General features: G+C 62.7%; 11 protein-coding genes. 6 read left to right on the forward strand and 5 right to left on the reverse strand.

Going from position 1 to position 12,716, the window contains the following annotated elements; all coding sequences use genetic code 11:
* Positions 1-123: 123 nt before the first annotated feature.
* Positions 124-1,170 carry a GGDEF domain-containing protein gene (locus OX460_RS19190; protein WP_099665830.1) on the forward strand — a complete coding sequence of 349 codons (1,047 nt, stop codon included), beginning with the start codon at positions 124-126 and terminating at the stop codon, positions 1,168-1,170.
* Here OX460_RS19190 and OX460_RS19195 read toward each other — a convergent pair.
* A complete protein-coding gene (locus OX460_RS19195) occupies positions 1,167-2,393 on the reverse strand; it encodes an HD-GYP domain-containing protein (protein ID WP_099665831.1) in 1,227 nt (408 codons plus the stop codon). The genes OX460_RS19190 and OX460_RS19195 overlap by 4 nt on opposite strands.
* Positions 2,394-2,531: 138 nt before the next feature.
* Here OX460_RS19195 and OX460_RS19200 point away from each other — a divergent pair, with 138 nt between their 5' ends.
* Both OX460_RS19200 and OX460_RS19205 read left to right on the forward strand, forming a co-directional pair.
* The gene (locus tag OX460_RS19200; RefSeq protein ID WP_289899589.1) at positions 2,532-3,473 is read left to right on the forward strand and encodes a LysR substrate-binding domain-containing protein; all 942 of its coding nucleotides are present in this window, start codon (positions 2,532-2,534) and stop codon (positions 3,471-3,473) included.
* Between the two features lie 194 nt (positions 3,474-3,667).
* Positions 3,668-7,264, forward strand: a complete 3,597-nt coding sequence (locus OX460_RS19205; RefSeq protein WP_289899590.1) for an indolepyruvate ferredoxin oxidoreductase family protein — start codon at positions 3,668-3,670, stop codon at positions 7,262-7,264.
* A 54-nt stretch (positions 7,265-7,318) separates the two neighbouring features.
* Here the strand turns inward: OX460_RS19205 and OX460_RS19210 are convergent, their stop codons facing one another.
* Complete coding sequence (locus tag OX460_RS19210) at positions 7,319-8,329, reverse strand: substrate-binding domain-containing protein (protein ID WP_077398629.1); 1,011 nt, start codon at positions 8,327-8,329, stop codon at positions 7,319-7,321.
* A gap of 453 nt (positions 8,330-8,782) precedes the next feature.
* Between OX460_RS19210 and OX460_RS19215 the strand changes: the two genes are divergently transcribed.
* Positions 8,783-9,115 carry a hypothetical protein gene (locus tag OX460_RS19215; protein ID WP_143451403.1) on the forward strand — a complete coding sequence of 111 codons (333 nt, stop codon included), beginning with the start codon at positions 8,783-8,785 and terminating at the stop codon, positions 9,113-9,115.
* 7 nt (positions 9,116-9,122) lie between these two features.
* Here OX460_RS19215 and OX460_RS19220 read toward each other — a convergent pair whose 3' ends face one another.
* Positions 9,123-10,166: an MBL fold metallo-hydrolase gene (locus OX460_RS19220; RefSeq protein ID WP_289899591.1), complete on the reverse strand. Its 1,044-nt coding sequence runs from the start codon at positions 10,164-10,166 to the stop codon at positions 9,123-9,125.
* A gap of 169 nt (positions 10,167-10,335) precedes the next feature.
* On the opposite strand from OX460_RS19220, the gene OX460_RS19225 reads away from it, so the two are divergent.
* Positions 10,336-10,959 carry a TetR/AcrR family transcriptional regulator gene (locus tag OX460_RS19225; protein ID WP_099665834.1) on the forward strand — a complete coding sequence of 208 codons (624 nt, stop codon included), beginning with the start codon at positions 10,336-10,338 and terminating at the stop codon, positions 10,957-10,959.
* Here the strand turns inward: OX460_RS19225 and OX460_RS19230 are convergent.
* Both OX460_RS19230 and OX460_RS19235 read right to left on the reverse strand, forming a co-directional pair.
* Entirely contained in the window at positions 10,932-12,038 is a 1,107-nt protein-coding gene (locus tag OX460_RS19230) for an exo-alpha-sialidase (RefSeq protein ID WP_289899592.1), read from the reverse strand. The genes OX460_RS19225 and OX460_RS19230 overlap by 28 nt on opposite strands.
* Positions 12,039-12,042: 4 nt before the next feature.
* Positions 12,043-12,312, reverse strand: coding sequence for a MoaD/ThiS family protein (locus OX460_RS19235; RefSeq protein WP_289899593.1), 270 nt, complete (start codon positions 12,310-12,312; stop codon positions 12,043-12,045).
* Positions 12,313-12,403: 91 nt separating this feature from the next.
* Between OX460_RS19235 and OX460_RS19240 the strand changes: the two genes are divergently transcribed.
* Positions 12,404-12,715, forward strand: a complete 312-nt coding sequence (locus OX460_RS19240; protein ID WP_070258491.1) for a hypothetical protein — start codon at positions 12,404-12,406, stop codon at positions 12,713-12,715.
* Position 12,716 lies beyond the last annotated feature (1 nt).

Below are 12,716 nucleotides of genomic sequence, written 5' to 3' on the forward strand. Positions count from 1 at the left end.
GGCGGTACAGAGCGTCATGCCACCAAATAAATCTTGGCTTCTTGTAGACGGACGCGAACATGCTCTTGCTTGATGCAATGCTGGTATGACGACACTTGTGTGACTACTTTCCAGAGATCGACAATGGATTCCCTACTGAAACACATGGTGGACATGACCGGGCACCGCGACCACACGATGCTCGACATCTCCGTGATCTCGGCGGTCCAGGAACTCGCTGCCGCATCGCAGACCCGTGTGCTGGCCCTGACCACCGTGCGGGGCCAGGTGTTCGTGCGGTCGCGGGCCATCATCGTGGCGGGCAGCGTGGCCCGCATGGAAGAGCATACCGATCCTACCCTGCCGGGCGAACCGCTGTCGGACTACCCGGCCCTGGCCGCCTGCATCAAGCGCCATGAAGCGAGCGCCGACACCCTGTGCGCCGACGGCCGCCACCTGCTGTGGCTGCCCATCTGGATCGGCGACCAGGTCACCACCTGCCTGGAAATCACCAATCCCACGCCCTACACGGGCGCCACCATCCAGGTGATCGGCGGCATCGTCAGCGTATACCGCAATTTCCAGAACCTGCTCGACTACAGCGAACGCGATTCGCTCACCGGTTTGTTGAATCGCAAGACCTTCGACGACCAGCTGGCAAAAATCCTGCAAAGCCGCGGCGAACCGGAAGCGGAAAAGCCGCGTCCCGTGGATGAAGAACGGCGCCACCATACGGACACGGAACGGCAATGGCTGGCCGTGATCGACGTCGATCATTTCAAACTGGTCAACGATAAATTTGGCCACCTGTATGGCGATGAAGTGCTGATCCTGATCGCCAACCAGCTGCAATCGTCGTTCCGCTCGCAAGACCGCATCTTCCGCTTCGGCGGCGAGGAATTCGTCGTGCTGCTGCGCTCGATCACGCTGGAAAATGCGCAGAAAATCATCGACCGCTTCCGCACCAATGTCGAAGCGCACGACTTCCCGCAAGTGGGCAGAGTGACCGTCAGCGTGGGTTTCGTCAGCATCAACGCCTACGAAGCGCCCGTCATCATCCTTGGCCGCGCCGACCAGGCCCTGTATTACGCGAAGAGCCATGGCCGCAACCTGGCGTGCCACTATGACGAGCTCGTCGCAAAAGGCTTGCTGACGACGATCACCTCGAACGATACGGCGGAATTCTTCTAGGCATCCGCGAGGGAAAGAAAGCGCATAGGATCGACCTGCCACTTGGCAGCCGACTCATGGCCGACGATCTTGTCGGCGCCGCCGAAGCCGAAGCCGCGCGACAGGTCGACCGTTTCCGGCTTGATGTAGGTCTTGCTCTTCGTACTGAAAAACACATTCACCTTCGGCGCCAGCAGATTGCTTTCGTGCGCCTCGATGACGACGGCCAGGCGGCCCGATTCCAGCATCACCATGGTGCCTACCGGATAGATACCCACGCAGCGCATGAAATCCTGCGCGAACACGGGATTGAAGTGGAATTTGCTCCACTCATAGATCTTGCGCAAGGCTTCGGCCGCGGGAATGCCCTTGTGATAGCTGCGGTCCGACGTCAGCGCGTCATACACGTCGACGATGGCGGCCATCTGCGCCAGTTCGCTGATGGCGTCGCCGGCCAGCTGATCCGGATAGCCGCTGCCGTCGCGCCGTTCATGGTGGTGCAGGGCGATATCGAGCGGTATCGCGCCCACCTCGGGCGACTGGCGCAGGATGTCGTAGCCGTCGCGCGGATGGCGCTTGATCAGGGTAAATTCTTCCGGCGTCAACGGACCGGGCTTGTTCAGCACGCTGTCGGGCACCAGGGCCTTGCCCGTGTCGTGCAGCAAGCCGCCGAGGCCCGCCTGGTGCGTGGTCGTGGCATCGATGCCGCGCGAGCGGCAAAACGCCACCAGCAGCGCGCACACGCTGACGGAATGCAAAAAGGTGTAGTCATCCTTGGTCTTGATGCGCAACAAGCCGACAAGGGCGCCGGGATTGCGCAGGATCGATTCGGTAATGTCTTGCACCGTGTGCTGCACGCGGTCGAGCTCGACCGCCTTGCCCAGGCGCACATCGGCCATCACCGTGCGCACCAGGCTGGTCGCCTGCCGCCGCACTTGCGTGGCGCGCGCCAGTTCCATGCCCAGCGACACGCGCGTGACCACTTGCAGCGGCGCGGCGATCTGCACCAGTTCGCGCTCCGTCTCGGCGCGCGCCTGCGCCACGGTGGGCGCGTCCTGCACGTCGAGGCCCTTGCCGCTGTCGATTACCACGTCGTGGATGCCGGCCTGCATGATCTTGCGGATTTCATCGTCGCTGCGCAACAGGAAACGGTTGCGCACGAATGGATGCGTCATCCAGTCGCAACTGAGGTCATGGATGTACATGCCCACTTTTAATTGAGACGAATCAACTTTCTTGAGCATGCTGTCATCCCACAAATACACGGCTGGAGCACCGAAGGCGCTAGAATGAGTATAACAAAATTGTTATTCTGCTGGCCGCGTTCGGCGCCGTGGCGCAACACCCGGTTTTTTCCGCTCAACGCACCGCTTCTGGGACCCATGGAACTGCGCCAATTACGCTACTTTGTTGCCATCGTCGACCACGGCTCGCTGTCGCGCGCAGCCCTGATCCTGCACGTGGCGCAGCCAGCCCTGACGCAGCAGCTGCGCCAGCTGGAAGAGGAACTGGGCGTGCAGCTGCTGCACCGCTCGGCGCAGGGCGTGCTCAGCACGGATGCGGGCAAGGTGTTTTACGAACATGCGCAGGCGATCCTGAAACAGGTGGCCGACGCCCGCTCGGCCGTCACGCAAAGCGCCACGCGGCCGTCCGGCAATGTCACCCTGGGCTTGCCGCACAGCATATCCGGCGCCCTGGCCCTGCCCCTGCTGCTGGCCGCGCGCGAACGCTATCCCGAAATCACCCTGCAGCTGACGGAGGAAATCACGGGCAACCTCAATGAACAGCTCAAATCGGGCCGCATCAACCTGGCCGTGCTGTTCGACGATGGCCAGCTCACGCCCTTTGCCTGCAGCCCGCTGGTGGAAGAGGAGATGCGTTTTATCTGCCGCAACGATTCGCCGTTCGCGCCCGCCGGCCATGCCGTGTCGTTCCAGCAAGCCTTGAGCGCCACCCTGATCCTGCCGGGCCTGCAGCATGGCGTGCGCCCGCGCATCGACAGCCGCGCGCGCGAGCTGGGCCTGGAAACGGCGAACGTGATCGAGATCAACTCGATCGCCATCCTGAAATCGGCCATCCTGGCCGGCATGGGCGCCACCATCCTGCCGGCCGCTCCCCTGCTGGCCGAGCTCGACAGCGGCGCCATGCGCAGCTACGCCATCCACAGCCCCGTCCTGTCGCGCACGGTGGCCCTGTGCGCCTCGAAAAACATTCCCCTCACCAATGCGGGCAACGCCGTGAAAAACCTCGTGCTGCAAGTGGCCGCCGAACTGTGCGGCAGCGGGCGCTGGGTGGGGGCGCATGTGCTATCGCCCATGGCATAAGTATTTCTTATACCCCCATCGGCAAAGCGTATTTGCCCCCTTTCCTGACTCGTTCTACACTGACCACATTAACTATTTTAAATTTAAAATAGTTATGTGCCGCCCACTCGCGGCCATCCCGTCTGCACAGCGCGCGCCTTACCGGGCGCGTCCCTTGTACAGCCGATATCTGAAACACCCTTTTGGAGACAGCCATGTCCGTGACCACGGAAAACGGCTCCGCAGCGTTCGCTAGAAACGCCGGTGCCGCGCCATCTACGCCCCCCGACACATCCCGCTTGACCACCGTCAGCCTCGACGACAAATACACGGCCACTTCCGGCGCCATCTTCCTGTCCGGCATCCAGGCCCTCGTGCGCCTGCCCATGATGCAGCGCTTGCGCGACCAGGCCGCTGGCCTCAACACGGCCGGCTTCATCTCCGGCTACCGCGGTTCGCCCCTGGGCGGCCTCGATGAAAACCTGTGGAAAGCCAAGAAACAGCTGGAAGCGCACCACGTGCAGTTCGTGCCCGGCGTCAACGAAGACTTGGCCGCCACGGCCGTCTGGGGTTCGCAGCAAGTCGACCTGATCGGCCCGGCCAAGTACGACGGCGTGTTCGCCATGTGGTACGGCAAGGGCCCGGGCGTGGACCGCTGCGGCGATGTCTTCAAGCACATGAACCATGCGGGAACGTCAAAACTGGGCGGCGTGCTGCTGGTGGCCGGCGACGACCATGGCGCGTATTCATCGACCCTGCCGCACCAGTCCGACCACCTGTTCTCCGCGTCGATGATCCCCGTCCTGTATCCGTGCAACGTGCAGGAATACCTGGACCTGGGCATCCACGGCTGGGCCATGTCGCGTTTTTCCGGCTGCACGGTGGCCTTCAAGGCGCTGGCCGACACGGTCGAATCGTCGGCCTCCATCGATGCCGACCCGTTCCGCGTGGAAGTCAAGATTCCGCAGGACTTCGTCATGCCCGAAGGCGGCCTGAACGCGCGCCTGTCGAGCATCCCGCTGGGCCAGCAGGCGCGCAACCAGGAAGCGCTGATGCAGGACTACAAGATCTATGCGGCCCTCGCTTACGCGCGCGAAAACAAGCTCAACCACACCACCATCGACAGCCCGAACGCCAAGCTGGGCATCATTGCCTCCGGCAAGTCCTACCTGGACGTGCTCGAAGCGCTGGAAGAACTGGGCATCGACGAGCAGATGGCGGCCGACGTCGGCATGCGATTGTTCAAGGTGGCCATGCCGTGGCCGCTGGAGCCGGATAGCGTACGTGAGTTTGCGCAAGGTCTCGATGAAATTCTCGTGGTAGAAGAGAAGCGGCAAATCGTCGAATACCAGTTGAAAGAGCAACTCTACAACTGGCGCGACGACGTGCGCCCACGCGTCATCGGCAAGTTCGACGAAAAAGGCGAATGGGTGGCGCCGCGCGGCGAATGGCTGCTCACGTCCAAGGCCGACTTTTCCGTCTCGCAAGTGGCACGTGTCATCGCCAGCCGCATCGCGCGCCTGATTTCCGACCCCGTCACCTGCGACCTGATCAAGGCACGACTGAGTTTCCTCGACGCCAAGGACGCGGTCTTGAAAAAGGCCGTGAACACGCCGTTCCGCCCCGCCTTCTACTGCTCCGGCTGCCCACATAACACGTCGACGAAGGTGCCGGACGGCAGCCTGGCGCTGGCCGGCATCGGCTGCCACGTGATGGCCACGTCGATCTACCCGGAAATGAACAAGCTGACCACGCACATGGGCGGCGAAGGCGCGCCATGGATCGGGCAAGCGGCGTTTTCCGAATTGCCGCACGTGTTCCAGAACCTGGGCGACGGCACGTATTTCCACTCGGGCTACCTGGCCATCCGCGCCGCGCAGGCGGCCAAGGTGAACATCACCTACAAGATTCTCTACAACGACGCCGTCGCCATGACGGGCGGCCAGCCCGTGGACGGCTTGATTACCGTACCGATGATGGCGCAGCAAGTGGCGGCCGAAGGCATCGCCCGCATCGCCCTGGTCACGGAAGATTTATCGCGCTACAGCGACCGCAGCAACCTGCCCGCCCACCTGACCTTGCACGACCGCAAGGACATGGATGCCGTGCAGCGCGAATTGCGCGAAGTACCAGGCGTGTCCGTGCTGATCTACGACCAGACTTGCGCGGCCGAGAAGCGCCGGCGCCGCAAGAAAGGCGAATATCCGGATTTGCCTAAGCGCATGGTCATCAACGACGCCGTCTGCGAAGGCTGCGGCGATTGCGGCGTGCAATCGAACTGCGTGTCGATCTTGCCGAAAGAGACGGAATTTGGCCGCAAGCGCACCATCGACCAATCCTCTTGCAACAAGGATTACTCGTGCGCCAAGGGTTTTTGCCCCAGCTTCGTCACCGTCGAGGGCGGCAACCTGAAGAAAACCAAGACGGGCGCGAGTAAAGCGGGCGAGACGGACAACTTCGGCCCCCTGCCGGAACCGGTCCTGCCCGGCTGCGACGCGCCATACAATATCCTGATCAACGGCATCGGCGGCACGGGCGTCATCACCGTGGGCGCGCTGATGGGCATGGCGGCCCACCTGGAAGGCAAGGGCGCGTCCGTGCTGGACATGACGGGCATGTCGCAAAAGAACGGTTCCGTCACCTCGCACGTGAAAATCGCCCGCTCCCCGGCGCACATCCGCGCCCAGCGCATCGCCACGGGCGAAGCGGACCTGATCCTGGGCTGCGACATGCTGACGGCCGGCGCGCAGGATGCCGTGTCGAAAATGCGTCCTGGCCGCAGCCTGGCCGTCGTCAACCTGCACGAGCAGCCGCCGGGCACGTTTGCGCAAAATGCCGACTGGCAATATCCAACGGCGGAAGTGCGCCAGCTGATCGAGGAATCCGTGGGCGGCGCAGACGCAGCCGACTTCATCGACGCCACAAAACTGGCCACGGCGCTGATGGGCGATTCGATCGCCGCCAACCTGTTCATGCTCGGCTACGCGTGGCAAAAGGGCCGCATCCCGCTGACGGAAGCGGCCTTGCTGCGCGCCATCGAACTCAATGGCGTGGGCATCGAGTCGAACAAGAAAAGCTTCCTGTGGGGCCGCCGCGCCGCCGTCGACGTACGCCGTGTCACGCAAATCGCCACACCGTCACAAGCGATCATCGTGCAAATGCCGCAAAGCCTCGATAGCGTCATCAAAAAACGCGTGGAGTTCCTCACGGCCTACCAGAACGCCCCGTATGCGGACGGTTATTTGACCCTGGTCAAACAGGTGCGCGACCGCGAAAACACCTTGGGACTGGGCCAAAAGTTGTCGACGGCTGTCGCCAAGAGCTATTTCAAGTTGCTGGCCTACAAGGATGAATACGAAGTGGCGCGTTTGTACACGGATGGCCGTTTCGTGGAGCAATTGCAGCAGCAATTCGAAGGCAATTTCTCCGTGAAATTCAACCTGGCGCCGCCGCTGTTTGCGAAAAAGGATGCCAAGGGCCACCTGGTGAAAGCGGAGTTCGGCTCCTGGATGTGGCGCGCCTTCAAGCTGCTGGCGAAAGCCAAGGGGCTCAGAGGCGGCACCTTCGACGTCTTCGGTTATACGGCCGAGCGCAAGATGGAACGCGCGCTGATCGTCGAATACCGCGAATTGCTGGCCGGCATGCTGGTCAACCTGACGGCGGACAACCTGGCCACCTGCGTGGAACTGGCGACCCTGCCCGAAAAAATCCGCGGCTTCGGCCACGTCAAGGAAGCGGCCGTCGCCACGTATCGCCAGGACAAGGCGAGATTGCTGGCCAAGCTGGCGGACGGCAGCAAGCACGCGGCGTAAGCTGGCCAGCGGGGCTTGAAATGAAAACGCAGAGCCTCGGCTCTGCGTTTTTTTTCATTCAGGGCAACGCCCCACCGTCGCCCCCGGCAACAGCACCGGTTGCCAGATTTCCTGCAGCCGTTCCGGCGGCGTGCCGGCCAGCAGGGATTGCAGCATTTCCACCATCTTCGCGCCGGCGCGGCGCAGGTCGGGCTGGTCGATGGTGGTGACGTTGATGCCGATCAAGGTGTCTTCCACATTGCCCCAGACGATGACGGAGATTTCCTTGCCGATCTCGATGCCCGCATCCATCAGCGCGCGCACCACGCCCACGCCGGACAAGTGATTGTCGACGATGACGGCCGTGGGACGGGGCGAGCAAGCCAGCAATTGCTGCATGGCCTGGTAACCGCTGCGGCGGTCGAAAGTATTGTCGAGCAAATAGTGGGGATCGACCGGCAAGCCCGCTTGCGCCATGCAGCGGATAAAGCTTTCCTTGCGCTCATAAGCAAAATGCAGCTCCAGCGGCGCGCTCAGCAGGGCGATGCGCTGGTGGCCATGCGCCGCCAGGAACGACACGGCCAGGTCGATGCCCGTGTCGTTGTCGTAATCGAAATATGCATACGGCGCGTCGATGCGCGTGCGGCCATTCGCGACAAAGGGAAAGCCCACTTTCGTCAAATACGCGATGCGCTCGTCGACCACCTTGGTGCGGCCCACCACGAGGCCATCGACCTGGCGCCCGCGCACCATGGTTTCATACGAGGGCTGTTCATTCTGCGGCGACACGGGGGCGATGATCAAACTCATCTTCGACGCTTCGACGGCATCCGACATGCCATTCACCACGGAAAGAAAGACGCTGTCGCCCAGGTCGCTGGGCAGCAGCGGATAGATCATGCCCAGCACATTGGTGCGGCCGACGGCCAGGCTGCGCGCCAGCGGGTTGGGCCGGTAGCCGACTTTCTTGGCGGCGGCCAGGACGATTTCACGGGTGCGGGAATTGACTTCCGGATAGCCGTTCAACGCCCTGCTGACTGTCGTTTTCGACATGCCGAGGGCAATTGCGAGGCTCTTGAGATTCATGTTAACTACCTGTCTGTATGGCAAAAGAAACCAACTCTGACCGTCAATTATAGCCCAGAGCGCCAAACAGACCGCGCATTCGCGTGCGCAGACACGGTAGAAAAACAACAACACATTGACTATTTAAAAAGCAACGTTTTAAATGCGACCACGTTTTCCCTCTTCCCGGCACGGCATCCGTGATGGCAGACAAACAAGGGCCACAAGCGACAGCGGGTACTCACTTTGACAAGTGTCTCGCCAGCGCCGGCATGCCGCTGCGGCAACACACAGCGCGCACGATAGCATTATCAAGAAAACATAATTCACTGGAACTGTGCGAGAATTTGTCCTACTCTTGATTCAGGTAAAGATTACCGCTTGGCATGTTCGGACAATGATGCCTGGCACAGCACATCGGTCCGGGCTTCCCCCATCCCTGCACGCCTGGACATACTCTCAAAGGTGAACAATGTGGTCACGCTAAGCTCCGTCAACAACTTGCAAGCCTCGCTGGCCACGGCGCAACGCCGGGTCGAACAAGGCCAGAACCAGGTACAGCGCGACAGCGAACAGCTGGCGCAAAGCCGCCAGCTGCTGGCGCGGGAACAGGAATCGCTGAGCCAGACCCAGCGCAGCAGCCAGCAAGCCCAGGCCGATGCCCCGGCCGCCGTCAAGGCGCCGCAGCTGGACCAGGCGATCAAAGTGGCCGTGCCGCAACAAGCCATCCCCGCCGCGCCGAAAAGCACGCCCCAGCTGAACGGCTATGGCCAGACGGTGGGACGCCTGATCGACGTGACGGCGTAGGGCGAGCCTACTTCGCCATCTCCTCTTCCAGCATCGCCAGCCACCACTTCTTCCCCTTCGTCGGCTGCGCCAGGTCGACCGCCTCGCCCATCTGCGGCGTGGCCAGGTTCACGCCCTGCTTGGCCGCCAGCCCCGCGATGCGGTCGAACGGTTCATGCCAGGCGTGCAGCCCCAGGTCGAAGGTGCCGTTATGCACGGGCATCAACCATTTGCCGCGCAAGTCCAGGTGGGCTTGCAAGGTCTGTTCCGGCTGCATGTGCACGTCCGGCCACAGCTTGTCGTAGGCGCCCGTCTCGATCATGGTCACGTCGAACGGGCCGTACTTGTCGCCGATCTGCTTGAAACCGTCGAAATAGCCGGAGTCGCCGCTGAAAAACACGCGCACCTCCGGCGCGTCGATGACCCACGAGGCCCACAGGGTTTGATTGCCGTCAAACAAGCCGCGTCCCGAAAAATGCTGCGACGGCGTGGCGACGAGTTTCACGCCGACAATCGTCGTGCCTTGCCACCAGTCGAATTGCCGTACCTTATCCTTCGGCACGCCCCATGCCACCAGGGTATCGCCCACGCCCAGCGGCGTCACAAAATGCTCCGTCTTGGCGGCCAGTTGCAGCACGGCAGCGTGGTCGAGGTGGTCGTAATGGTCGTGCGACAGGATGACGGCCTTGATCGGCGGCAAGTCGGCGATGCTGATGGGCGGCTGGTGGAAACGCTTCGGCCCGGCCCACTGCACCGGCGAAGCGCGCTCGGAAAACACGGGGTCGGTGAGGAAGAATTCATTGTTCAGTTTCAGCAGCAAGGTCGAGTGGCCCAGGCGAAACAGGCTGTTGTCGGGCGCGGCCAGCAGTTGCGCCCGGGTCAAGGCTTGCACGGGTACGGCTACGGCCGGCACGGTGCTGTCGGGCTTATCGAAGAAAAACGTCCACATCAGCTTGAGCGTTGCGGCCGTGCCCAGCTTGTGCATTTGCACGGGGTTGCGGAACTTGCCGTCGAGGCGTTGTGGCGATTCTATGGGCGCGGCAGGCGCGGCGCGCAAGGTGCAAGAACTCATGATGATCAGGACTCCCAAGGATAAGAGACGACGTGCGACTCGGTGCAAGTGCATATGCGGCCCGACAAAGAATTAACAAGGGTTAAATTACACTACACAGTGTAGTTCCTATTTCTGGCAAAGTAAACCAAGAGGTGTAAAATATTGTTTTCAAAGGAGATTTCCCGCCATGGCCGCACCGCAACGCCTCACCGACCGCAAGCGCGTCGCCATCGTCGATGCCGCCATCGCCGAGTTCCGCGAGCACGGTTTTGATGCGACCAGCATGGACAAGATCGCCGCCACGGCTGCCGTATCCAAGCGCACCGTGTACAACCATTTCCCCAGCAAGGACGAGCTGTTCGCGGAAATCCTGCAGCGCATGTGGGAAAGCAGCATGGCCCAGCCTGCCGTGCCCTATGTTGCCGACCAGCCCCTGCGGCCGCAAGTGCTGGCCCTGGTCGAGCAAAAGATGGACTTGCTGTGCGATCCGGCGTTCATCGACCTGGCGCGCGTGATCTTTGGCGAAACCATCCACTCGCCCGCGCGCGCGCAAGCGATGGTGACGCGCCTGAATGAAAAGGAAACGGGCCTGAATATCTGGATCCGCGCGGCGCAGCAGGACGGGCGCATCAAGGCGGGCGAAACGCTGGAAGTGGCGCACCTGCTGATGTCGCCCTTGAAAACCTTTGCCTTCTGGCCGCAGATCACCCTGGGCGAGCCTTTGCTGGGCCCGGCACGCCGGCGCGAAGTGACGGAACTGGCCGTCGATATCTTCCTGTGCTATTACGGCGTGGCAAAACAGACGGCATAAACGGGCGGCAAGTGGGCGGAAATGGTCTGCCAGTGTTCGCCCCCGTCGCCTGAAAACCAGGCGCCGCCCGTCGTCGACGCCATCAACAGACTGCGCCCATCGTCGGCCAGCGCCAGCCCGTGGCGGTAGATGAGGTCGTAGCAATGCTGCTGCGGCAAGCCCGCGCGCAAGACTTCGAAAGTTTTCCCGCCATCGCGCGTGCGCGTCACGGCCAGCGCGCCGTCGATGGGAATGCGCAGCACGTCCGCCTGCGCCGGCACGAACCAGACCGTGTCACCGTCGCGCGGATGCACGGCCACGGCAAAGCCGAAATGCGACAGCGGCGCCGTCGTCACCTCTTGCCAGTGCCAGCCGGCATCTTCCGAGCGCCAGATGCCGTTATGGTGCTGGCACCACAGCGCCTCCGGCGCGCCGGCGCTGCGCACGATGCGGTGCGGGTCTTGCACGGCTTCGTTTTCATCGAGTTCGGGCGGCATGTAATCGGCGCGCATGCCCGTCGCGCTCAAGGCCCAGCTGGCGCCGCCATCGACCGTTTGCCACACGCCGCCGCAGGACACGCCCACCAGCACCTTGGCGCTGTCGCGCGGATCGACGCAGATGCTGTGGATGCCGGGCACGTCATAGCCGCCGCCAAACCACTGCGCCCGCTGCGGCACGTTCCACAGGGATTCCACCAGCTGCCAGCTGTCGCCGCGGTCGCTGGAACGAAACAGGCCGCCAGGCAGGGTGCCCGCCCACAGCACGCCGGGCTGGTCCGCGCCGCCGGCCGCCAGCGACCAGATCTGGCGCAAGGTCCAGTCCACCGTATCCGTGCTGCCTTCCGGCTTGGCGGGATAGGCGGGCACGGCGACTTCTTTCCATTCGCCACTGCCCGCGTCGCGCCGGTGCAGCTTGGCGCCGAAGTGCCCCAGGTTCAGGGCCGCGTACAGGGCGCCGTCGCGGCCGTCGTGCAGCAGCATGGAGACGGGATCGCCGGCAAACTGCACCAGCGCCAGCTGCCAGGCGCCGGCCGCATCGACATCGAACTGGAACAGGCCCTTGCGGGTGCCGAGATACGCGCGCTGCGGGACTGCTGTCATGGCGTCAACCTCCGGAAAGTGCCTGCAAGATATACACTTGGCTGTCGGGCCGCAAGGCGTCGTCGAGCATGCGCCGCTCGCGGCAGCGGGCGCCGTCGATGAAGATCACCACATTGGGGCGCAAGGCGCCCTGCTCGTCGAGTACGTAGCCGCGCAGGCGCGGCTGCCGGGCAAACGCGGCATCGAGGGCGGCGCGCAGGCGTGGCGCATCCACCTCCACGGCAGGAACGTCGAGGAAACGCGCCAGTTGTTGCGTAAAGTGCAATTTCGCCATGCTGCCTTCGACGTCATCGGCCTGGACTCATTCTAGTCCCCTTTGCGGCCAATACAATTAAAATAGAGGCAAGCACACAAGGAGGCCAGGCATGACGATTACCCCGGAAGAACTAGCGGTGCTGATGCAGGAAGTGGAAGTGGCCGATCCCATCGATTTTGCCGACTTGCCCTTCGACGAGCAGGAATTGCGCGGGCTGATCGCCAATCACCTGTGCGAGATGGCCGACGCGATGGAAAGTTTCAGCCCGGAAGACCGCAACCTGGCCTTGCTGGCCGTGGCGGCCAAGCTGGTGCTGGAAAACCTCGTCTTGCACGTGCAATTGCTGCGCCGCCACGGCTTGCCCGTCAGCGACAGCGTGGACGCGCTGCTGCAGCGCCTCAAGGGTGGCAAGCCGTCGTGAA

Source organism: Janthinobacterium sp. SUN033 (genome assembly GCF_030397595.1).
Classification (GTDB): domain Bacteria; phylum Pseudomonadota; class Gammaproteobacteria; order Burkholderiales; family Burkholderiaceae_D; genus Janthinobacterium; species Janthinobacterium kumbetense.